This is a genomic window from Brevibacillus gelatini, from assembly GCF_003710935.1.
GTDB lineage: Bacteria > Bacillota > Bacilli > Brevibacillales > Brevibacillaceae > Brevibacillus > Brevibacillus gelatini.
On the sequence record NZ_RHHS01000017.1, the window covers coordinates 102,543 to 122,792 of the forward strand.

Annotated in this window: 22 protein-coding genes and 2 other annotated features (1 of these 24 cut by a window edge); of the genes, 13 read left to right on the forward strand and 9 right to left on the reverse strand. The window is 53.2% G+C overall.

The genetic code is table 11. The annotated features are described in order from the left end of the window. Window positions 1-56 precede the first annotated feature (56 nt). Window positions 57-1,019: a tetratricopeptide repeat protein gene (locus EDM57_RS06895; protein ID WP_122904025.1), complete on the forward strand. Its 963-nt coding sequence runs from the start codon at window positions 57-59 to the stop codon at window positions 1,017-1,019. A 161-nt stretch (window positions 1,020-1,180) separates the two neighbouring features. On the opposite strand, the gene EDM57_RS06900 is transcribed toward EDM57_RS06895, so the two are convergent. Genes EDM57_RS06900 through EDM57_RS06910 form a run of 3 tightly spaced genes read right to left on the reverse strand, consistent with a single transcriptional unit; the run spans window position 1,181 to window position 3,769 of the window. Continuing rightward, a complete protein-coding gene (locus tag EDM57_RS06900; RefSeq protein WP_122904026.1) occupies window positions 1,181-1,987 on the reverse strand; it encodes an ABC transporter permease in 807 nt (268 codons plus the stop codon). Beyond that, the gene (locus tag EDM57_RS06905) at window positions 1,968-2,771 is read right to left on the reverse strand and encodes an ABC transporter ATP-binding protein (protein ID WP_122904027.1); all 804 of its coding nucleotides are present in this window, start codon (window positions 2,769-2,771) and stop codon (window positions 1,968-1,970) included. The genes EDM57_RS06900 and EDM57_RS06905 overlap by 20 nt, the downstream gene beginning before the upstream one ends. 5 nt (window positions 2,772-2,776) lie before the next feature. Next, window positions 2,777-3,769, reverse strand: a complete 993-nt coding sequence (locus EDM57_RS06910) for an ABC transporter substrate-binding protein (protein WP_122904028.1) — start codon at window positions 3,767-3,769, stop codon at window positions 2,777-2,779. A 130-nt stretch (window positions 3,770-3,899) separates the two neighbouring features. On the opposite strand from EDM57_RS06910, the gene rnz reads away from it, so the two are divergent. From rnz to EDM57_RS06925, 3 genes are all read left to right on the forward strand, one after another. After that, window positions 3,900-4,859: a ribonuclease Z gene (gene rnz / locus EDM57_RS06915; RefSeq protein WP_122904029.1), complete on the forward strand. Its 960-nt coding sequence runs from the start codon at window positions 3,900-3,902 to the stop codon at window positions 4,857-4,859. 164 nt (window positions 4,860-5,023) lie between these two features. Continuing rightward, window positions 5,024-5,635 carry a YczE/YyaS/YitT family protein gene (locus tag EDM57_RS06920; RefSeq protein WP_425455788.1) on the forward strand — a complete coding sequence of 204 codons (612 nt, stop codon included), beginning with the start codon at window positions 5,024-5,026 and terminating at the stop codon, window positions 5,633-5,635. A gap of 131 nt (window positions 5,636-5,766) precedes the next feature. Then, window positions 5,767-5,856 (forward strand): YjcZ family sporulation protein, encoded by a 90-nt coding sequence (locus tag EDM57_RS06925; protein ID WP_122904030.1) that lies wholly within the window; start codon window positions 5,767-5,769, stop codon window positions 5,854-5,856. A gap of 91 nt (window positions 5,857-5,947) precedes the next feature. Here EDM57_RS06925 and EDM57_RS06930 read toward each other — a convergent pair whose 3' ends face one another. Then, the gene (locus EDM57_RS06930) at window positions 5,948-6,184 is read right to left on the reverse strand and encodes a stage VI sporulation protein F (protein WP_122904031.1); all 237 of its coding nucleotides are present in this window, start codon (window positions 6,182-6,184) and stop codon (window positions 5,948-5,950) included. Between the two features lie 193 nt (window positions 6,185-6,377). Between EDM57_RS06930 and EDM57_RS06935 the strand changes: the two genes are divergently transcribed. After that, window positions 6,378-7,319 (forward strand): S8 family peptidase, encoded by a 942-nt coding sequence (locus EDM57_RS06935; protein ID WP_122904032.1) that lies wholly within the window; start codon window positions 6,378-6,380, stop codon window positions 7,317-7,319. A 67-nt stretch (window positions 7,320-7,386) separates the two neighbouring features. On the opposite strand, the gene EDM57_RS06940 is transcribed toward EDM57_RS06935, so the two are convergent. Continuing rightward, the gene (locus EDM57_RS06940; protein ID WP_122904033.1) at window positions 7,387-7,701 is read right to left on the reverse strand and encodes a hypothetical protein; all 315 of its coding nucleotides are present in this window, start codon (window positions 7,699-7,701) and stop codon (window positions 7,387-7,389) included. 83 nt (window positions 7,702-7,784) lie between these two features. Between EDM57_RS06940 and EDM57_RS06945 the strand changes: the two genes are divergently transcribed. Together EDM57_RS06945 and EDM57_RS06950 are read left to right on the forward strand one after the other, a co-directional pair. Further along, a complete protein-coding gene (locus EDM57_RS06945) occupies window positions 7,785-8,243 on the forward strand; it encodes a YaiI/YqxD family protein (RefSeq protein ID WP_122904034.1) in 459 nt (152 codons plus the stop codon). Next, window positions 8,233-8,904 (forward strand): phosphatase PAP2 family protein, encoded by a 672-nt coding sequence (locus EDM57_RS06950; RefSeq protein WP_122904035.1) that lies wholly within the window; start codon window positions 8,233-8,235, stop codon window positions 8,902-8,904. Before EDM57_RS06945 ends, EDM57_RS06950 begins: the two co-directional genes overlap by 11 nt. Here EDM57_RS06950 and EDM57_RS06955 read toward each other — a convergent pair. After that, window positions 8,901-9,785, reverse strand: a complete 885-nt coding sequence (locus tag EDM57_RS06955; protein ID WP_122904036.1) for a LysR family transcriptional regulator — start codon at window positions 9,783-9,785, stop codon at window positions 8,901-8,903. The two genes, EDM57_RS06950 and EDM57_RS06955, sit on opposite strands and share 4 nt — an antisense overlap. 134 nt (window positions 9,786-9,919) lie before the next feature. Between EDM57_RS06955 and EDM57_RS06960 the strand changes: the two genes are divergently transcribed. Further along, window positions 9,920-11,137: an MDR family MFS transporter gene (locus EDM57_RS06960; protein WP_122904037.1), complete on the forward strand. Its 1,218-nt coding sequence runs from the start codon at window positions 9,920-9,922 to the stop codon at window positions 11,135-11,137. Between the two features lie 303 nt (window positions 11,138-11,440). Here the strand turns inward: EDM57_RS06960 and EDM57_RS06965 are convergent, their stop codons facing one another. Then, the gene (locus tag EDM57_RS06965; protein WP_122904038.1) at window positions 11,441-12,874 is read right to left on the reverse strand and encodes an amino acid permease; all 1,434 of its coding nucleotides are present in this window, start codon (window positions 12,872-12,874) and stop codon (window positions 11,441-11,443) included. Window positions 12,875-13,089: 215 nt separating this feature from the next. Further along, window positions 13,090-14,499 (reverse strand): sigma-54 interaction domain-containing protein, encoded by a 1,410-nt coding sequence (locus EDM57_RS06970; RefSeq protein ID WP_122904039.1) that lies wholly within the window; start codon window positions 14,497-14,499, stop codon window positions 13,090-13,092. A gap of 209 nt (window positions 14,500-14,708) precedes the next feature. On the opposite strand from EDM57_RS06970, the gene EDM57_RS06975 reads away from it, so the two are divergent. After that, window positions 14,709-15,920 carry an ornithine--oxo-acid transaminase gene (locus tag EDM57_RS06975; protein ID WP_122904040.1) on the forward strand — a complete coding sequence of 404 codons (1,212 nt, stop codon included), beginning with the start codon at window positions 14,709-14,711 and terminating at the stop codon, window positions 15,918-15,920. A 275-nt stretch (window positions 15,921-16,195) separates the two neighbouring features. Next, window positions 16,196-16,333 (forward strand): sporulation histidine kinase inhibitor Sda, encoded by a 138-nt coding sequence (gene sda / locus EDM57_RS06980; RefSeq protein WP_122904041.1) that lies wholly within the window; start codon window positions 16,196-16,198, stop codon window positions 16,331-16,333. Between the two features lie 135 nt (window positions 16,334-16,468). Here sda and EDM57_RS06985 read toward each other — a convergent pair whose 3' ends face one another. Beyond that, window positions 16,469-16,972, reverse strand: coding sequence for a hypothetical protein (locus tag EDM57_RS06985; RefSeq protein ID WP_122904042.1), 504 nt, complete (start codon window positions 16,970-16,972; stop codon window positions 16,469-16,471). 281 nt (window positions 16,973-17,253) lie between these two features. Between EDM57_RS06985 and EDM57_RS06990 the strand changes: the two genes are divergently transcribed. The 3 genes from EDM57_RS06990 (at window position 17,254) to EDM57_RS07000 (ending at window position 19,832) form a co-directional block, all read left to right on the forward strand. Beyond that, on the forward strand, window positions 17,254-18,423 hold the full coding sequence (locus tag EDM57_RS06990) for a MalY/PatB family protein (RefSeq protein ID WP_122904043.1): 1,170 nt from the start codon (window positions 17,254-17,256) through the stop codon (window positions 18,421-18,423). 101 nt (window positions 18,424-18,524) lie between these two features. Next, window positions 18,525-19,457 carry a glutaminase A gene (gene glsA / locus EDM57_RS06995; protein ID WP_122904044.1) on the forward strand — a complete coding sequence of 311 codons (933 nt, stop codon included), beginning with the start codon at window positions 18,525-18,527 and terminating at the stop codon, window positions 19,455-19,457. A 102-nt stretch (window positions 19,458-19,559) separates the two neighbouring features. Beyond that, window positions 19,560-19,832, forward strand: coding sequence for an Fpa/YlaN family protein (locus tag EDM57_RS07000; RefSeq protein WP_170163412.1), 273 nt, complete (start codon window positions 19,560-19,562; stop codon window positions 19,830-19,832). Window positions 19,833-19,935: 103 nt separating this feature from the next. Beyond that, window positions 19,936-20,176 (forward strand) — a binding site (T-box leader). Window positions 20,177-20,218: 42 nt separating this feature from the next. Beyond that, window positions 20,219-20,250, forward strand: a binding site (T-box leader); it runs 216 nt beyond the window's last position.

Genomic DNA, 20,250 nt, shown 5'->3' on the forward strand with positions numbered 1-20,250 from the left:
CAGGAGGGGCTTGTCCCTTGATACTATTGTGAAGGAAATGAAAGCGAGGCTATTTCATGTCTGAATTTGTGACATTTACCAATGAATTTGGTCAAACCATCGAGATGCCCCGGGAGGATTACCAGAAAAAAGTGATTCCGCACACGCTGGATCTGTATTGGGACCAAAAAGAAAAGCTTCGTGACTTTGCGATGGGATTGGTGAAGGATCAATTTCATGAGCAGGCGGCCATTGCGGCGGACAGGCTGCTTGAGCTGTACGGGCCCATTGAGTCTGCCCTTATTTTTCGCGCGGTCGTACACATGCAGGCGAGAGAATTTGAGCAGGCGAAAAAGATCCTGACCGATTGTCTGGAGCGCTTCCCTTCATCGGGGACGGCCTGCACGAATCTGGCCAAGATTTACGCGTACGAAGGTGAACAGGACAAAGCGTTCGAAATCTTGACGACCGGCCTGCACAAAGACCCGAATCAGGAAAACGGCCTGAACATGTTCGTCGAGACCTTTTTGCAAAGCGGCAAGCGCGAAGAGCTGCGGTCCCGTCTGGAAGCGCTCAGTGTCAAGGAAGGAGCCTGGAGACCGCAGCTTCATCTGGCCCGCCTCGCCTTGACCGAGAACGATCTTTTGAACGCCATGAAATGGTACACGGTTGCCATCGAGGGAGCCAAAGACCGTTTTGAAGTGGTTATGACGGTAACGGGCGAACTGGGACAGGCAGGCTATGTGTATCAGCTGATTCAGATTTGTGAGAAGTATTGGACGCCGGAGTTCCAATACCCGTATGCCGGCTTCAACTACGCCAATGCGTTGCTTGCTACCGACCAGAAGGAAAAGGCGATTGCCATCCTGCGCACCATGCAGGAGCATCTGCCGGACAACTACAAGCCGATGGTCGATCACTTCCTTGCCCGGGTGCCCGGTGCGCAGGAAGTGGAAGCTGCGGCGCAGCAAAAAGTGGAAACGGAAAACCAGCCTGGCGATCAGGCGGCGAAAAAGAGCTGGTGGAAGTTTTGGAAGTAGCCGAAAATGCGTCAATAGCGTCCGACACGTGGCTGTCGGGCGCTTTTCTATTTCCGTTGGGAAAACGGCAGGCGGCAGTTGCGCGGGCTTGGCGGGACATGTGCCGCAGCCAAACAGCGCGACCATCCCCGGATGATGATCGCGCTGTTTGGTACAACCATCTATTTAAACTGGCTGGTGAGCCGCCGCTCCAATAATGCGACGCCCTGGTACATCAGCGTGGCGACGACCGCGATGATGGCGAGGCTCATCATGACCATGGTAAAATTAAACACTTGGAATCCGTAAATAATCAGGTAGCCCAACCCTTGCTGGGAAACGAGAAACTCGCCGACGATAACGCCTACCCAGGAAAGGCCGACATTTACCTTCAACGTGGCAAGCAAGGTCGGAATTGTCGCCGGGAGAATGACGAGGCGGAAAATTTGCCGTTTGTTGCCGCCGAGCGTCTGGACGACCTTGACGTAGTTTTGGTTGACCTCGCGAAAGCCGGAGTAGACGTTGATCGTGGTGATGATAACCGAGATCGCGCAGCCCATGGCGATGACGGACATCAGCCCTGGCCCGAAGCCGACGATGAAGACCGGGCCAAGCGCGACCTTGGGCATGCTGTTGGCAATGACGAGATAAGGTTCCAGCACGCGGGAGAGAAACGGCGACCACCAGATCACGGTCGCGATGACTGCTCCGAGCAGCGTGCCCAACAGAAAGCCGACAATCGTTTCCCACACCGTCATGCCTACGTGGGGAAGCAGGCTGCCGTCCACGAGTTGCGACCAGAATTGCGCCCAGATTTTGGAGGGGTAGCTGAAAATGAGCGCATTGATCGTGTTCGTGCGGGCAAGCAGCTCCCACAAGCCAAGGAAGACGAGAAACAACAGGCATTGTGTGGAAAACACCCAGCAGCGGCTTTTCGCCTCCTGCTTCAAGTAGTCGCGGTGAATGGCTTCAATTTCCTTTGGCTGCACCAGATACCACCTCCATCTCTTTCCAGACACGGTGGAACAAATCCTGGAAGCCCTCCTGGTTGCGGGCGTGAAATGGCAGGGATTCGCGAATGGCGGCAGGAACGGCCAGTTCGCAGCTGACACGTCCCGGATTGCGGGAAAAGATGTAAATGCGATCGCCCATGGCAATCGATTCGGACAGGTCGTGTGTGACCAGGATGGCGGTTTTTTTGTGCTTGCGCAGCGTGGAAAAGACGAGGTCTTCCAGCTTCAGCTTCGTCTGATAGTCCAGGGCGGAAAACGGTTCATCGAGCAGCAGCACTTCCGGTTGACAGGCAAGGGTGCGGACGAGGGCGACCCGCTGTCTCATGCCGCCGGACAACTGCTGCGGAGAAGCTTTGCGCACGTCGGCCAGCTCCATTTCATCGAGCAGATGCAAGGCGTATTGCTCCGTCTCCCTGGTGCGGATTCCCTGGATGTCGAGGCCGAGAAAAACGTTGTCTTCAATCGAGCGCCAGTTGAACAAATAGTCCTGCTGGAGCATGTAGCCAACCTGCCGGGACGTTCCGCGGACAGGTTTTCCGTCAATGAGCACTTTTCCCGCGGTGGGCGTCTCCAGTCCTGCGATGAGGGAGAGCAGTGTCGTCTTGCCACAACCACTAGGGCCGACCAGACAGATGAACTCGCCTTCCTCCACGCGCAGGTTGATGTCCCGGACCGCCATGAACGCCCTGGTCGTGGATAAGTAGAGATGGGTTACGTGGGAAAGTTCAATCTTGGCCTGCGTAGAAGGAATCTGGTTCATGGCGATTATTTCCCTTCCTTGGCTTGTTTGGCAAAGGTGGTATTGACCAGCCTGGTGTAATCCGCCCGTTGCTTCAACTCACCTGCCGCATCCATGATTTCCTGCAGCCGGTTCCATTCCTCTTCATCCAACACCGGATCGGTGGCGTAGGAGCCTTGCTCCAGATAGCGCTGGATCGCGTTCTCCAAAATTTGCGGGTCGATCTGCTCGAAGTATTTGCCGATGACTTCAGCCGTTTCCCTGGCGCTGTGGCTGGCAACCCACTGTTGCCCTTTGTAGACCGCATTGGTAAACTTTTGGATAGTCGAAGCATTGCTGTCGATATAGCTTTGCTTCGTCATGTAGACCGTGTAAGGGACGGTGCCGCTTTCCTTGCCGAAGGAGGCGACGACATGGCCGATCCCTTCCTGTTCAAAGCGGGACGCTTCCGGCTCGAACAGCTGTACATATTCTCCGGTTCCGGAAGCAAAGGAAGAGGCAATGTTTTTAAACTCGATATTCTGGATCAGTTCCAGATCGCTTTGCGGATTGATATGGTGCTTTTTCAGCACGTATTCGCCGACCATTTGCGGCATGCCGCCCTTGCGCTGGCCAAGGAAGACACTGCCTTTTAGCTGGTCAAAAGAAAAATGGTCTGTTTGGTTGCGCGCGACGAGGAAAGTACCGTCTGTCTGCGTCAGCTGCGCGAAGTTGACGACGACGTCTGCCGCCCCTTGCTGGGAGACGTAAATGCTCGTTTCCGAACCGACCAGAGCGACTTCGATCCCGCCGGACAAGAGAGCGGACATCACCTTGTCACCGCCTGGAATGGTGGACAGTTCCACGTCCAGGCCTTCTTCCTTGAAAAATCCCTTTTCCAGCGCAACGTATTGGGGAGCGTAAAAAAGGGAGCGGGTTACTTCGCCAATTCTTATTTTTTCAGAAGTGCTGGAGCAGCCGGTCAGAGCGGCGAACAGAACGAGACACGCAGCCAGCCCCAGCGCTACATATCGTTTCATTATCGGGTGTCCCTCCTTGCTAGGCTGTTGTTTGTTGTAAGTTATGCGCCCGGACAAAAAAGGGTGAATGCCTACAGACCTTGACAGGCACGCTTGCGGGATACTCCGTCAAAGGAGAGGTGCAATCGTCGTGATCGTGACATTTTTAGGTACGGGTTCAGGAGCGCCCACTACCCGCCGCAATGTGAGCGGAATTGGGCTTCGTTTTTTGCAGGCAGGAAAATGGTGGCTGTTTGACTGCGGGGAAGGCACACAGCATCAGCTGCTGCGCTCTCCGATGAAAATCAGCCAGCTGGAAAAAATTTTCATTACACATTTGCACGGCGATCACCTGTACGGTCTGATCGGCTTGCTTGCCTCCCGATCGCTGCGCAACGGGGAAGCATCTCCGCTTGCCTTGTACGGTCCGCCGGGGCTGGATCGGTATTTTCGCGCGATCATGGATGTCAGCCCGGTGCATTTGCAATACCCGCTGGAGTTGCACATTGTCAGCGAAGGCGTTGTGTACGAAGACGAGGAAGTGATCGTCACATGTCGCAAGGCGAAGCATCGGGTGCCATCGTTCGCCTACAGCGTCGTGGAAAAAGACAAGCCGGGAGCGTTTCTGGTCGAGCGGGCGAAAGAAGCGGGGGTGCCGGCGGGGCCGCTGTTTGGCGCGTTGAAACGGGGAGAGCAAGTCACGCTGCCTGACGGTCGCGTGCTGGATGGCAAACAGTTTGTCGGCGCGCCGCAGCCAGGCCGCAAAATCGTTTTCAGCGGGGATACGGAGCCGTGCCACAGTGTCGAGGAACTTGCGGCAGGAGCCGATCTTTTGGTGCATGAGGCGACATACGCCGATCACGACAAGGAGCTTGCTGCGCGCAGCGGGCATTCTACGGCGAAAGAGGCTGCCGAACTGGCCAGGCGGGCAGGGGTGAAAGCACTTTGTCTGACGCACTTCAGCCCGCGCTATGAAGATGAGGATGGCGATTTTTCCATGGCCGATCTGCTGGCCGAAGCGCAGGCAATATTTCCGGCGACGCAGCTCGCGGAGGATTTGGGGAGTGTCGAGGTAAAACGAGTGCGAAAAACGGTGGGAGAAACCGGGTAATCCTGTTATCATGTAAAAATGATGACTTCCGGCTCGTGCAGCCATCGGATGCGTTCGGGCCGGAACGACATATTCATCGGGAAAAAGAGAGCGCAACGGGAGAGGAAAGGTGAAAGGCAGTGTCCGGTAGTCGGATCAGCAGGTCGATTGTCATTCGCTACGCCATGTTTGTCCTGGGGCTGTTTATCGGGGCGTTGGGCTGTGTGCTCGCCATCAAGGCAAACCTTGGCGTGGCGCCGTGGGATACGTTCCACATCGGCTTGCAAAAAACGTTTGGATTAACCATTGGTATTTGGTCGCAGATCGTCGGTTTGGCTGTCATTTTCTCCTCCTACCTGATCGCCAAAATCAAGCCGACTTTTGGCATGTTTTTGAACATGGTCTGTTTTGGGAGCTTTCTCGATTTCATTCTGTGGCTCGATGTCGTGCCGGAACTGACATCCCTCTGGTCGCAACTGGCGATGTTTTTGCTGGGCCTTGTGGTAATGAACATCGGAATCGGGATGTATTTGTCGCCACGCCTGGGGGCCGGACCGCGCGACAGCTTCATGCTGGCGATGAATGAGCGGCTCGGCTGGAGCATTCAGAAGGTTCGGCTGATTATTGAAGTGACGGTCTTGATTGCAGGTGCAGCTTTGGGCGGACCCGTCTCCATCGGGACAGTGCTGATCGCCTTGCTGACTGGGCCGATGATCCAGAGGACAATTCCATTTTGGCAATCTGTTATGAAAAAGCAGTACGGCTTGCTGGAGCCAATCGAGCGTCGGGCGAGTTGAAGCGGATGCCGCTTTTCCTCACAGCAACTACACGTGCAGCAAGAAATGGGCACGGTATGGGCGGACGTCCAATCACGTTTGGCTATTCGCACATACATTATGATTAGTTGCTGACAAAGGAGGGAAAGCGTATGAGTCTGTTCAACGGAGGATTCGACGATTTTGCTTTGATTTTGGTGTTGTTCGTATTGCTGACAATCGTTGGTTGCGCTTGCGACTAATAGGGTAACAAGTCGCCTGTACAGGTTGGCAATAGCAAGAGGGAGAGCGTAGCGGCTCTCCCTTTTTGCTGTAGATGATGGATCGGCTGTGTCAGCCGAGCTTTTCATGAACCTGCTTTTTGACGCTTGAAATCTGCTTGTCGGACAGTTTGACCCCTACAGCCTTGCTGATCTTTTTAATCAGGTCGCCAAGCTTTTTGTCATCCTTCAAATCTTTTTTCGTAATCCCCTTAGCCAGTGACTTAATATCGTCCATTTTCCACTTTTTCTTGCTCTTTTTGTTGATTTTTTTCAGAAGGTCGCTTGGCTTCTTGCCTTTTGCTGCCATACAGCATTCACTCCTCTAACGAATATCATTTGCGTCTGCCCTTTGCAAATATATGGGAGAAGCCTCCTGTTCGGTTGGACAGATCGACCGGGCCACTCGCCTATTTTGCCGGACACTGTACAAATGCCCACGCAGACACAGGCGGATGTGACATAGGATGTGGCAACGCCATGCATGACAGGAGGCTAATGGGTTGAAAATCATCAGCTTTCAACGGGGGATGCCGATTCGTGAAATCCTGAGCGATTTGCAGAAAAAAGTGACGACCAAAACGGAAAGACTGCCTTGGCGATGCTACGATGAATGGTCATGCCTGTGCATCAAGGACAACATATATGAGCAGTTCTGCGAGCATTTTCGCAGGTATCAGGCGATGGTCGAGGAGAATGTGACGGTAAGCGTACACGCAAAGACAGAGGCAATGCCAGAGGGCGAAGAGGAAATCCCGTGGGGCGTTCGTTATGTCGGAGCCGAGCGGCTGTGGCGAAAAGGCAAGGGAGAGGGTGTGAAGGTCGCTGTCATTGACACGGGAATCTCCCGCGATCATTTTGACTTGAAGGGCCGCATCAAAGGGGGCGTCCATTTTGTGCGCGGCAAGCAAAACGGGCACGGCACGCATGTGGCCGGGATCATTGTGGCGGAGATGAACCAGCGCGGGATTGTCGGTGTGTCTCCTGAGGCCGATTTGTATGACGTTCGCGCCTTTGACCACGAAGGCAAAGCATCGCTGTCAACGATCTTGCAGGCTTTGCAATGGTCAATCGCCAATCAAATGGATGTTATCAACATGAGCTTTGGCATGCCAGCGTACAGCGAGGCGTTGGCGCGCGCGGTGGAAAAGGCGCACGAGCGCGGCATCGTCATGGTCGCTTCGGCAGGAAACAGCGGGGGAGCGGTCGAGTATCCGGCCAGGTATAAAAACGTCATGGGGGTAAGCGCCATCGATCAGTCTGGCAGACTGGCGTCTTTTAGCGCACGCGGCAAAGGGGCAGACATGAAGGCGCCTGGCGTGGAAATTTTATCGACCTGGCCCGGGAATCAGTTTAAAAAGCTGAACGGCACCTCTATGGCTGCTCCGCACGTCTCCGGTCTGATGGCGCTGGAAATCGGGCGCAAGCGGAACAAAAAGAAATAGTCAGCGCGTACGAAGAAAGCTCCGTGGCAGCCGCGGAGCTTTCTTCGTACGCGCTTCATCGCAACGATTATTGGTGTGCTTTGGTGTCATGGTCTTGCTGGACGCGAAACCATATATTAAGATCATTAATGATGCTCGCCAGTTCATGAATCTCGCTGTTCAGTTCACAAGAACGCGCGAAATTTTCCTCTTCGGCCATCTGTTTTGTCTTTTCGATGATGACGGCTTCCACCCGTTGGATCTGATCGGGGATGGTCGCGCGAATTTCTTCCCATTCCATCAAAATGTCGGCTCGTTCCGTATGTGAATATGCCTCCCACGGCATATCCAATGCAGGAAGGCGAATGCCTAATCGTTCATCGTAAACAAAGTAATTGCGCAAAGGTGAACTCACTCCTCTCCTGTTCCATCATACCAAAAATGGAGCAGTGCGGGGAGAGAAAAGCGCATGAAAGGAAGTGGCAAATGCAAAAAGGACGTGTCCTCATTGATGCCGATGCCTGCCCGCGCCAGGCGCTGGCCATCGCGCAGGAGCTGTGCAAGGAATACGGGTGGCTCTGCCAGACCTTTGCCAGCTACAATCATCAGATCGGCTCTGAACATCACGTAACGGTAGATGCCGGGCCGCAGGCGGTCGATATGAAGCTCGCCAACGAAACCCGTCCGGGCGATGTGGTCGTAACGCAGGATATTGGGCTGGCCGCGCTCATATTAGGCAAAAAGGCACAGCCGCTGACGCCGCACGGTTTCGTCTTTGAGCCGGAGCGGATTGCCTTTCATCTGGAAGAGCGAAACGAAAAAGCCCGCTATCGCCGCGGCGGAGGAAGAACGCGCGGACCTGCGGCGCGTACGCGCGAAGATGACCAACGCTTTGCGGCTGCGCTGCGCTCGCTGTTGGAGAGAGGAGAAACGCATGAGGGATAAAAACAGGGGGTTGCTTGTTTTCAGCATCGTCTTTGCGGTGCTTGGCGCCTGGATGATGCGCCGGTACATAGCAGGTCAGGCAGCGGGGATGGATCAGGCGGCATTTGCGCTGGTCGCAGAACTCCGTTCGGATGCCGCTACGGGCTTTTTTTCGCTACTCACGACTTTGGGCAACGCAACGTTTCTCGCACCGCTTGGTATCGTTGTAATCGCAGCCTTGTTCATCAAAGGGCACAAACTGGAAGCGGTCGTCATCCTGCTGGCATTGGGCGTGAGCGAGGTCGCGAACGAGCTGTTGAAGCTAATGTTTGCCCGTCCGCGGCCTGCTGGCATCAATCTGGTGGAGCTGCCGGGGTCGTTTTCGTTCCCAAGCGGCCACGCCATGATCGCTCCGTGCTTTTACCTCATGCTCGCCCTCGTGATCGCTCGCTGGTATCAGGAGAGAAGCTGGGCGGCGTATGTGCAGCCTGTTGCGCTCATCGTCTGCCTATTGCTTGCAGCAAGCCGCGTCTATCTAGGGGTGCATTTTTTGAGCGACGTGCTCACGGGATTTTGCCTGTCGATGTGCTGGTATTTTCTCGTTCGCTGGGGCTATGAAAGAAGGCTGGGGAGACGAGAGACAATCGTCGACCCCATACCGCAAACGCGCCAGATTTCCTAGCTGGTCGAATAACCGAGTTCACTCATCAGACTCAGCCATTTTTCCACGCTGGGTTTATTTTTTTTGTCTTTCGGCAGGACGATATAGGCCGATCGTTTGGGAGGCTTGTTGCCTGTAATCGGCAGTTCCTTGAGCGTTCCGGCTGCCAGCTCCGCCTTGACTGTGGAGCGGGTCAGCAGGCTGACGCCCAGCCCCTCCTTAATCAGATCGATCGCCAGTTCCGCTTTGTCGACGGTCAGCTTGGGCACGTAGTTGCGCGGCAGCGTCTGTCTGATCCATTCGTTGAAGGGCGATCCCCAGTTCATGTAGATCAGCGGCAGGTTGCGAAGCTCGCGCGAGTCTACGTGAGTCGCCTGGGCGATGCTGCTCTGTGGACAGCAGACCAGGACGATTTCATCATCCCAGGTGGGAATGACTTCGAAGTTCGGCAAAGAAGGCGGTACATACACAATCCCGATCTGAATGACGTTGTCGAGCAAATATTGGATAACGGCAGAGGAATGCCCGGTTTTGGTGCTGATGGCAATTTGCGGGTAACGGTAATGATACTCTTTCAAGATCGGTTCGAGGGTTGAGGTCCAGATGGCGTTCAGACTGCCGATGGACAGGTAATCTTCATATGGCTGCAAAGAAGCGACTTCGTTGAGTGCCTCCTGGGACAGCTTGAGGATTCTTTCGGCATACGGCAGAAGCGTCAAACCCGCCTGGGTAATTTCCACACTTCGCTTGTCACGGATGAAAAGCGGCTTTCCTACTTTTTCTTCCAGTTGCTTAATTCGCATCGTCACCGTAGACTGGACAAGATGGAGCATTTCCGCAGCCTTGGTGAAGTTTTTTGTCTGTGCCAACGTGTAGAAGGCGCGCAGTTGTTCAAAGTCCATAGCGTGTGTTTCCCTCTTATCTAAATATTTGATAACTATATACAAAAACGTTCGTTTCCCAAATTATACCTTGCTCTTTAAGCTGGGGGTATCCCCAAAATTGTGAGAGATAGCGGGAGAGCGAGGGGAATTAAATGAAGAGGGAAATGTGGAAAGAGACACCGTTTTCCGTCAAGCTGCTCTTGGCGACATCATTTATGATGAACCTTGGTTTTTATGCCCTGATTCCGTATCTGACCCTGTACTTGACGGGCAGTATTGGCTGGACGCTGGCGATGGCGGGACTCGTGCTCAGCGTGCGGCAGTTTTCCCAGCAAGGCTTTGCGTTTCTGGGCGGAGTCATGGCCGATGCCTTTGGCTACAAGGGGGCGATGGTTCTCGGCATGGCCGTACGGGCTGTCGGGTTCGCGATGTTCGCCTTCTGTACAGAGACGTGGCATTTTTTCATCGCAGCGATTTTGTCCGGCCTGGGCGGGGCATTGTTTGACCCGGCTGGCTCGGCAGCGTTTGCGATTTTGACGCCGGATTCGATCCGGAAAGAAGTGTTTGCCTTTCGCAATGTGCTCGGCAATATTGCGGTAGTCGGCTCGCAAATCGTCGGCACCGCACTTTCGGCCGTTGATTTTACCTACTTGTCGCTGTTTGCCGGAGCGATCTTTGGCTTGAACGCGCTCGTCTCCTTCTTTTTTCTGTCCCCGATTCGTGCCACGAATACCAGGCACAATATTTGGGAGAGCATGTTCACTGTGATGCGGGACAGGCGCTTTGTCCGCTTTACGATCATCCTGATGGGCTATTACTACTTGAATATGCAAGTATTTTTGACCATACCATTGCTCGTGGAGCATGTGACACACAGCAAAGCTTCTGTGGGGATTGTCCTGTCGGCGATGTCCTTGTTCGTCATTTTGTTCCAGATGAAGGTGACGCAATGGCTGGAAGGATACCCGCATCGCCTGACCTTGATCGGCATTGGCACGCTGGTCATGGGCGTGGGGCTGTTTTTGTTTACCTTTGCCGGTTCGCTGTGGATGCTGCTCATCGACGTCTTCCTGTTTGCGCTGGGCACGATGATCGCGGTGCCGAACCTGGTAGATGTCGTTCCGCGTTTTGCGCCAAAAGATTTGGTAGGAGCGTATTACGGCTTCAATGGATACTCGATTGCCATCGGCGGTTCGCTCGGCCAGATCGCAGGCGGCTGGGTGTACGACATCGGATTGCAGCTGCAGGCGGCATGGTTGCCGTGGACGATCTGCCTGGCTGTAGGCGTGCTGGTGGCCTGGATGCTCCATCTGATGGAGCAAGATACGTTCAAGCTCGGCAACGATTTGACAAAAATCGCACAGTCGTGAGCTTTTTGACGAGAAAAGGCGAAATGTTATTGGGCGCAAATTGAAACATTTTCCATGGGTGGTGCGTATATAACGGTAGAAACGATAATCATGGGCGCTATGAAAGTGAGGGAATCTGAAATGGAAGATATGAAGAAGCTGAAACGGATGTTGCTGGTGACGAGTTCCCTTGGATTTGCCGTCTTTGCCATGGTAGTCATTACGGAAATTGTACAAATCTCCTTGTAGCATTCTCGAAAAATCACGATCATAAGGAGAAAAGCTTGCCTTCCTTCATCAGGAGAGCAAGCTTTTCTTTTTTTCTTACATGTTGTTTGCTTTCGGGTACGTGCCCAAATTGTTTTCCGCCTGCGGCTCCCGATTGTTTTTGAAGCGCAGATGGTAGATCAGGATTGCACCCAGCATGAACGGAATGCCGCAGTACAGAGCGATTCGCTGCTCCGGATCAAAAGCGAGACTCACAAGCACAGTCAGGTTCAAAATCAGGGAAACCAGCGGAAGCACCGGATAAAGCGGCGTACGGAACTTCAAGTCTTCCAGCTTGCCGCCATTTTTCAGATAGTGACGACGGAAAGCGAGCTGGGAAGCGGAGATGGAGATCCAGCCAATTTGCGCGCCCAGGCCGGCGATGGACAGAAGCACCATGAACACGGTATCTTCGGCGAAAATGCCGGACAAAAGCGACAGCAGAGAGATGGCAAACGTAATAATCAGCGCATTCATCGGAATTCCTTTGCGATTGACGACTGCAAGCTTGCGGGATGCCATGTTCTCGTTAGACAGGGAATAGAGCATCCGTGTTGCGGCGTACAAGCCGGAGTTTGCCACAGACAAAAGCGCAGTCAATACGACGAAGTTCATGATGTCTGCTGCAAAAGGGATACCGATGCTGTCAAATACGACGACAAACGGACTTTCGATCACGCCAGCCTGTTGGTAAGGGATCATCCCTGCGACGACGGTAATGGCCAAAATGAAGAAGACAAGTGTGCGCCAAACGGTAGTGCGAATGGACTTCGGAATCGTTTTTTCCGGTTCCTTGCTCTCACCGGCAGCGATCCCGATCAGCTCCGTACCCTGGAAGGAGAAGTTCACTGTAATCATTGTCATCAACAGGCCGGTAATCCCAAATGGGAGCAGCGGACTGTTGGTGAAGTTGGAAAACATCGGAGCAGGTTGTCCATCTTTCATTTCAATCAGGCCAAACATAGCTGCTCCACCCAAAATGATAAACAGGATGATGGCGCTTACCTTGATGCTGGAGAACCAAAATTCGGATTCACCGAACGCACGGGCAGAAAGCGCATTCAACAGGAACAGAAGAACACCGAAGACGGCGCACCACATCCAGACCGGAGAGTCCGGGAACCAGCGCTGCATCAACAGACCGGAAGACAAAAGCTCCAGGGCAACAGTTACTGCCCAGCCCAGCCAATACAGCCAGCCGACTCCAAAGCCAAGGGCAGGACTAACGAAACGGGTCATGTAGGTTTGGAACGAACCGGCCACAGGCATCGCTACTGTCAGCTCACCCAGGCAAAGCATCGTCAGGTACATGATAAAGCCGCCGACCAGAAAGGAAAGAATCGTACCGACTGGGCCAGCCTGGCTTAACGTATACCCGGAGCCGAGAAACAGTCCGGTCCCGATCACGCCTCCAAGAGAAATCATGAAGAGGTGCCTACTGCTCATACTGCGTTTTAGTTGATTGTTCTGTTCATTGCTGCTAGGTGTCATAAATCCCTCTCCTTCACGCGAGAAATATTGATTTGATGAATGCGTTTTCAGGCGTGCAATATGCTTTGCAAGAATGATACCAATATTGTCAGCGCCAGCAAAACTTCTATGACAGGTAGTAGATAGGGAAGGAGTGCAAAGAAATTGGGCGTAAGTGTGCAAAAATTTTTAAAAAATGCCAAGAATTTTGGCGTTGGCTAAAAAGAACAAGCTGCTCAGCCCCTGATTCCCAATTTGCGCAGGCGATACTGCAAGCTTTGCCGACTGATTTGCAGCTCCTTGGCGGCGCGCGAGATATTGCCGTTGTAGCGGTCTACGACGTGATGAATGTAAGCCGTCTCAAACTCCTGCATCGTTTCCTTCAACGATTTGCCTTCCTCAATAAACGGGAGAGAGCGGGAAGGTGCTTGCTCGATCCTTTCGACGTTGGCAGGGGAGCGGCGCAAAAAGTGCAGCGGCAAGTGCTCGTAGCGGATCGTTGTCTCGTCCACCATCAAATTCATCGCCCCTTCGATCAGATGCTGCAACTCCCTGACGTTGCCCGGCCAGTCGTGCTCCTGGAAAAATTGCATGACGTCGCTCGCGACACCTGTCACTTCCATTTGAAACAGCTCATTGTATTTTTCAATAAAATGTGAGACGAGCAGCGGGATGTCTTCCTTGCGCTCGCGTAGCGGAGGCAGGAAAAGGGTGACGACGCCAAGGCGGTAGTACAAGTCTTTTCTCAGGTGAGAATTGGCGATGGCTTCGACTGGGTCTTCGTTGATGGCCGCGATGATACGCACATCAATCGCCCGATCCTTCGTATCCCCGATGCGCCTGATCGACTTCTCCTGCAGGGCACGCAACAATTTTGCCTGGAGAGGCATACTAAGCGAGTTGATTTCATCGAGAAAAAGCGTACCGCCCTCTGCCTGCTCAAACAAGCCCGGTCTTTCCACCGCTCCGGTAAAAGCGCCGCGCGCTGTGCCAAACAGCAAGCCTTCAATCAGGCTGTCAGGAAGCGCCGCGCAGTTTTGCGAGATGAGCGGACCGGATGAGCGCAGACTGGCATTGTGAATGCTTTGCACGAACAGTTCCTTGCCAGCCCCCGTCTCGCCGACGACAAGGACAGAGGACGAGGTGCGCGCCGCCCGTTTGGCGTTTTCGATCACATCGAGGATCGGTGCGCTTTTTCCGATGATCTGGTCAAAGGTATAGCGGGACCCGTTTTTTGTCAGCAGATTTTCCCGGATGAGTCGCTCCATTTTGGTCACGTCGTTGGCAATCTCCATTGCGCCGATGATCTGGCCGTTCTCGATGATCGGGTACGTATTGTTGATGGTCGTGATTTCTTTTTGCTTGTCGTTGAAATACGTTTGTCGCGTATTCCGTATGCTGTTTCCTGTCCTGAGGCAGGTGAGCAGCGTGCTCTCCTGTCCGCTGTGGAACTGGAACACCTCTGACAGCGGCTTGTGCAGGACGTCCTGTCTTGCCATCGACTCCAGCTCGGTCATCTTCTGGTTGTACACGATCGTCGTTCCGGTAGCGTCAATCACGTGGACGCCCTCGTTCATTCTGTCCAGGATATGCTCGTAGATGCGAAGCAGCGTGTCGAGCGGGTATTTTTGCCTTGAAGACGACATCTATAGAGTCACCAGCCTTTCTTCGTGAAGTATCATATCATACAATGAATGGTGTGCAAAATACTTATGCACCTGCAAAATATTTTTGGAAGCATCTGCAAAATATTTTTGCTCAAGATCGACCGTTCCCTGACATTTCCCTTGTTTTTTACATTGGCATCATTCTTGCTAGGTATAATTGGCAAGTGAACTCGAAGGAGGCTATCAGCATGACGAAAACAAAAGTTGTCATTGAACAAACCGAAAAATACGGCGCACACAACTACCATCCACTACCAATCGTCATCTCCAAGGCAGAAGGCGTATGGGTAGAAGACCCGGAAGGCAACAAATATTTGGATATGCTGAGCGCGTACTCCGCTCTGAACCAGGGACACCGCCATCCGCGTATTATTCAGGCGCTGAAAGATCAGGCAGACAAAGTAACGCTGACCTCCCGCGCTTTTTACAACGATCAGCTTGGTGAATTTTACGAAAAGTTGTCCGCACTTACAGGCAAAGAGATGATCTTGCCGATGAATACGGGCGCGGAAGCAGTGGAAACCGCTATCAAAGCTGTTCGCCGCTGGGCTTACGACGTGAAAAAAGTACCGGAAAACCAGGCGGAAATCATCGTATGTGAAGGCAACTTCCACGGCCGCACCGTAACCGTTACTTCCTTCTCTTCCGCAGAGGAGTACAGACGCGGATTCGGACCGTTCACGCCTGGCTTCAAAATCATTCCTTACGGCGACATCGAGGCGCTGAAGCAAGCGATCACGCCAAATACTGCAGCGTTCATGCTCGAACCGATTCAGGGCGAAGCGGGCATCATTATTCCGCAAGAGGGCTTCCTGAAGCAAGCACAGGAAGTATGTAAAGCAAACAACGTTCTGCTCGTGTGCGACGAAATCCAGACCGGATTCGGACGTACAGGCAAACTGTTCGCCAGCGACTGGGAAGATGTCAAGCCAGACATGTACATCATGGGGAAAGCGCTCGGCGGCGGGGTGTTCCCGATCTCCGCAGTAGCTGCGGACAGAGAAATCCTTGGCGTGTTTGAACCAGGCTCCCACGGCTCTACCTTCGGCGGAAACCCGCTCGGCTGCGCAGTAGCCGTAGCGGCGATGGACGTTCTCATCGACGAAGGTCTTGTACAGCGCTCCCAGGAACTGGGCACGTATTTTATCAATAAACTGAAAGAAATCAAAAACCCGATCATCAAGGAAATTCGCGGCCGCGGCCTGTTCATCGGGCTGGAGCTGACGACTGCTGCACGTCCTTACTGCGAGAAACTGAAAGAGCTGGGGCTTCTGTGCAAGGAAACGCATGAAACGACCATCCGTTTTGCACCTCCGCTCGTCATCAGCAAAGAGGATCTCGATTGGGCGATTGAGCGCGTCAAGCAAGTGCTGCACGTTACCGAAACAGCAAACGCCTAATGAAGACAAAGCAGCCTTCCATCCCGGAGGGCTGTTTTTGCATGTCTGCGAAGCGGTGAAAAGGGTGTGACAATCGTTCGACAAAATTCGACCAGTTGTGGATAAAAGTGGAAGAAATATCCACATACGTACAGCAGTGTTTTTCTTTGTTACGCACAAACTACACACAGGTTACTCACAGCATTTCCACAGCGTTTGTGGATAATCAGAACGGTTGTTCGGCATTCTCTCATCTGCTACAATGAACGCATACAAGAGGATGGGGGTGACCAAGGGTGAAATACTTGAGTGACCAGATGCTGATAGAAGTATATCATCGTGCTGTCGACCTTCAACTAGATCCCGCTTTTATTGAATTGCTTCGCGCAGAGATACAGACGCGCAACATCGGCATCACACTGGTCAGTGCCTAAGAACATAAGAACAACACACAAAAGAACCAAATGATAAAAAGCCATCCTTTGGCAATGAACAGCATCCGCGATTGTCTGATTCTCCTGACAAGGCGAAGGGGCTGTTCTGTTGGAGGATGGCTTTTTCTGTCGCAATCAGGCCGTGAAAAACTCCAGCGCAGTGATTCCGGTAATCGGCGCTTCTTTTTTCAGCAAGGCTTCCGGCAAGTAAAAGTACACCGGGCCGTCTTCCTTGATCGGCTTGCCGGCTTTGGCAAACTGCAGGATCGCCCGTCTCGCCTCGGAAATCGGCAGGACGATCGGGTCCGCGTTTTCCCGATGCAGCCGGACGTGTGTCGCTTCTGGCAGTGGTGCCGCGTTCGTGATAAACGGATCAAGCCGCATCCCGTAGTCCCCGTCCAGCACTTGGCGCTCTTCTGCCAGGCTTTTGCGCTCGGATGGCAGTTGGGCGCCTTCTTTCAGTTCCTTGTCCCATTGCATCCCTGTTCCTTGCAAATATTGCATCTGCTTGGACGAGGACGGGTCCTCTTCGCCCGTATACGTGTTCAAATCAAACTTGCGCTCGTCGAACACCCAGACAGTCGGGTCCAAAGTGATCGGGTACGTGACTGCCCCTTTGAACACGATAACATCAGACATGAAGCATACCTCCGTAATCTTTCAGCATCATCTAGCACTAGCATTTTACTATACCAGCTCGTGATCGGGCAAACGATGCAAAGGAACGAAATGTTCGAGTCGTTGACTTCGACGCGGCTTTTTTGGGAAAAAAGCAGGCAAATTCTTGGACAATCACGATAGAAGGGGGTATGCTGGACATAGAAAGAACCGCTTGGCATGACATGGAACCGGACAGCAGAAACAAGCGGAAACGGGACGAACTGTTTGGCGGCAGCTTACGAGATTGCGGGAGGGAAACCATGTACGACTTTGAGACGAGAATCGAGCGCAAAGGAACGGACTGCGTGAAGTGGGACATTGACAATCCGAAGGTGAACGGAGAAGGGATGCTGCCCATGTGGGTAGCCGACATGGATTTTGCCTGCCCTCCGGAAGTGACGGAAGCGATCGTGAAGCGGGCGGCGCACCCGATCTACGGCTACCCGCTGAAAAGTGCCGCTTTTTTTGAGAGCTTGCAGGAGTGGATTCGCAAACGGTTTGGCGTCGAGGTGGAGACAAGCTGGATGGCAGGCATCCCCGGGGTCATTCCTGGCATCCATGTAGCGATTGAGGCATATACATCTCCAGGGGAGCGTGTCCTGGTTCAGACACCGGTGTATTATCCGTTTTTTCATGCCGTGGAAAACCGGGGGCGGCAAGTGGTGCGCAGTTCGTTGCGCGAGCGGGACGGCCACTACGAGATGGACTGGGACGACTTGGCGGAAAAATTGAGCGACCCTGCGGTGAAGCTGATGCTTTTGTGCAGCCCGCACAATCCGGTCGGCAGAGTGTGGACGAGACAGGAGCTGGAGCGGCTCGGAGCCTTGTGCGTCGAACATGGAGTCATTGTCGTTTCCGACGAAATTCACGCCGATCTCGTCTACGAAAAAGGCAGCCACACGCCTTATTACTCGCTTGCACCGGAGCTGGCCAGACAGAGCGTGACGTTTTTGGCAGCATCGAAAACGTTCAACCTGGCCGGGCTGTTTACGTCATACATCCTGACGGAGAACAGGCAGTTGCTGCGTGATTTTACTGTGACCGCTTCCAAAATGGGCTGCGAAAACCTGAATCTGTTCGGGATGGAAGCGACAATCGCAGCCTATCGGCACGGGGAACCGTGGCTCAACGAATTGCTTGCGTACTTGCAGCAAAATGCGGCGTATATCCACCGCTATCTGGCTGAGCACGTACCGGACGTCAAAATGCCTGTGCCGCAAGCTACCTACCTTGGCTGGATCGATTTTCGGCGTTTGGGCCTGAAGCAGCCGGAGCTGAACCGTCTGCTTCGCGAAAAGGCAAAGCTTGGCTTTCATGACGGCGTCACCTTCGGACAGGAAGGGGAAGGGTTTCAGCGGATCAATTTTGCCTGCCCGCACTCTGTCGTCGAAGAGGCGATGGAACGGCTGAAACGGGCCATTACGGAGTAGGCCGCTTGGCTAAGGGAGCGATCCCCACAATTTGACAGGCACCGGATTCAAATCTACAATTTATTCATATACATCGTGAATATGGACAGAGGGGATAGCAGATGAACATCGGGCGAGCATCGATTCAACTGGCCCAGGCAGTGAGAGCGGCCAGCGATTTTACAGGAGAGGGCCAGGTGGCGGGGTATATTCCCGAACTGGCAAAAGTAGATCCGCACTTGCTGGGGGCTGCCGTGTGCCTGCCCGACGGGACGATTTTGTCGGCGGGAGACGCCGATGTTCCCTTTACGTTGCAAAGCATCTCCAAAATTTGCTCGCTGATCGTGGCGTTGTGCCAGAACGGACAGAAGCATGTATTTGAGCGGGTAGGCAAGGAGCCGACAGGGGACCCCTTCAATTCGATTATCAAGCTGGAGACGATCAAGCCGCACAAGCCGCTCAATCCGATGATTAATGCCGGAGCGATTGCCGTTGCCGGAATGATTCAGGGCAACAGTGTAGAGCAGCGTCTGAATGCGGTGCTCGACCTGCTGCGCCAGATGACGGGAAATCCCGGTCTGTCCATCAACGAAGCGGTGTACGGCTCGGAAAAACGAACGGCTGCCCGCAACCGGGCGCTCGCCTGGTTTTTGAAGGACAGCGGGGTTCTTAAGACAGATGTGGAAGAGACGCTTGACTTGTACTTCCGGCATTGCGCGATTGAGGTCACGGCCAAAGAGGTAGCAAGAGTAGGCATGGTGCTTGCTGCCGACGGCGTGATTCCGCAGACGGGTGAGCGAGTAATTCCGCAAGAGGTTGCGCGCATCTGCAAAACGTTTATGGTGACTTGCGGCATGTACAACGCCTCCGGAGAATTTGCCATTGATGTCGGAATTCCTGCAAAAAGCGGAGTAGCCGGAGGGATCTTGGCTGCAGTTCCGCAGCGGATGGGAATCGGTGTCTTTGGTCCTGCTCTGGATGAGAAAGGAAACTCGGTTGCGGGAGTCAAGCTGCTTGCGTTACTCGCAAAGGAATGGAATCTTGGTATCTTTTAGCTTCTTGCAGTTGATAAAGCTTCTCCCCTTTTCAAATAGCCCAGAATCGCGTACTATGTATGTTAAGGATGGAGGCAAACGGAGGGATAGGTTTTGACAGAAATGAAAGTTCCAGATTTGGAACAGAAAGCGCTAGCACTGCTAAAAGCGGACGCAGACAAGATTTACAAGCTCATCGATGTACAGATGGAAAACCTGACCATGCCGCAGTGCCCGCTGTATGAAGAAGTGCTTGATACACAAATGTTCGGGCTTTCTCGGGAAGTAGAGTATGCGGTTCGCCTCGGACTGATCGGAGAAGAAATTGGTCGTGAAATCATGGGTTCATTGGAACGCAAGCTGGCGACCCTCCATGAACTGTTTAATCAAAAGTAAGGCGAGGAGAGCGGCGAATATCCTCGCTTTTCGTTTTTTTGCAGAAAAGTCTTGCCTATTTGTACCGTATATATTAAATTAATAGTCAAGTATTCCATATAAGCAAAATGCGATGACGGAGACCAGTACGCGGAACACGCCGCTTGACAGGGAGAAGCTGCCCCGGACTGCAAGCAGCTTTGAAGCGCAAACCGTGGAATTCCCTCCGGAGCAGCCCTTTGAACGGCAGAGCCAAGTAGGAGGAAACGGGTCATTTCCGTTAACGATGAGCAAGTGAAGTGCCGGGAGCATGATGGCTTCTGGTGCTTAATCAGGGTGGTACCGCGAACAGACTCGTCCCTTTTTTGGACGGGTTTTTTTATGTTCGACTACCACATTTCCATACGAAAATAGCTGCGATAGAGACCAGTATACGAAA

Coding starts and splice junctions, on each gene's coding strand:
- EDM57_RS06930 (WP_122904031.1), bottom strand. CDS start 6,184: ATGGCAGCAAAAGGCAAGAAGCCAAGCGACCTTCTGAAAAAAATCAAC.
- EDM57_RS07000 (WP_170163412.1), top strand. CDS start 19,560: ATGAAAGTTCCAGATTTGGAACAGAAAGCGCTAGCACTGCTAAAAGCG.
- EDM57_RS06895 (WP_122904025.1), top strand. CDS start 57: ATGTCTGAATTTGTGACATTTACCAATGAATTTGGTCAAACCATCGAG.
- glsA (WP_122904044.1), top strand. CDS start 18,525: ATGAACATCGGGCGAGCATCGATTCAACTGGCCCAGGCAGTGAGAGCG.
- EDM57_RS06970 (WP_122904039.1), bottom strand. CDS start 14,499: ATGTCGTCTTCAAGGCAAAAATACCCGCTCGACACGCTGCTTCGCATC.
- EDM57_RS06965 (WP_122904038.1), bottom strand. CDS start 12,874: ATGACACCTAGCAGCAATGAACAGAACAATCAACTAAAACGCAGTATG.
- EDM57_RS06955 (WP_122904036.1), bottom strand. CDS start 9,785: ATGGACTTTGAACAACTGCGCGCCTTCTACACGTTGGCACAGACAAAA.
- EDM57_RS06945 (WP_122904034.1), top strand. CDS start 7,785: ATGCAAAAAGGACGTGTCCTCATTGATGCCGATGCCTGCCCGCGCCAG.
- EDM57_RS06985 (WP_122904042.1), bottom strand. CDS start 16,972: ATGTCTGATGTTATCGTGTTCAAAGGGGCAGTCACGTACCCGATCACT.
- EDM57_RS06960 (WP_122904037.1), top strand. CDS start 9,920: ATGAAGAGGGAAATGTGGAAAGAGACACCGTTTTCCGTCAAGCTGCTC.
- EDM57_RS06920 (WP_425455788.1), top strand. CDS start 5,024: ATGTTTGTCCTGGGGCTGTTTATCGGGGCGTTGGGCTGTGTGCTCGCC.
- EDM57_RS06990 (WP_122904043.1), top strand. CDS start 17,254: ATGTACGACTTTGAGACGAGAATCGAGCGCAAAGGAACGGACTGCGTG.
- EDM57_RS06910 (WP_122904028.1), bottom strand. CDS start 3,769: ATGAAACGATATGTAGCGCTGGGGCTGGCTGCGTGTCTCGTTCTGTTC.
- EDM57_RS06950 (WP_122904035.1), top strand. CDS start 8,233: ATGAGGGATAAAAACAGGGGGTTGCTTGTTTTCAGCATCGTCTTTGCG.
- EDM57_RS06905 (WP_122904027.1), bottom strand. CDS start 2,771: ATGAACCAGATTCCTTCTACGCAGGCCAAGATTGAACTTTCCCACGTA.
- EDM57_RS06925 (WP_122904030.1), top strand. CDS start 5,767: ATGAGTCTGTTCAACGGAGGATTCGACGATTTTGCTTTGATTTTGGTG.
- EDM57_RS06975 (WP_122904040.1), top strand. CDS start 14,709: ATGACGAAAACAAAAGTTGTCATTGAACAAACCGAAAAATACGGCGCA.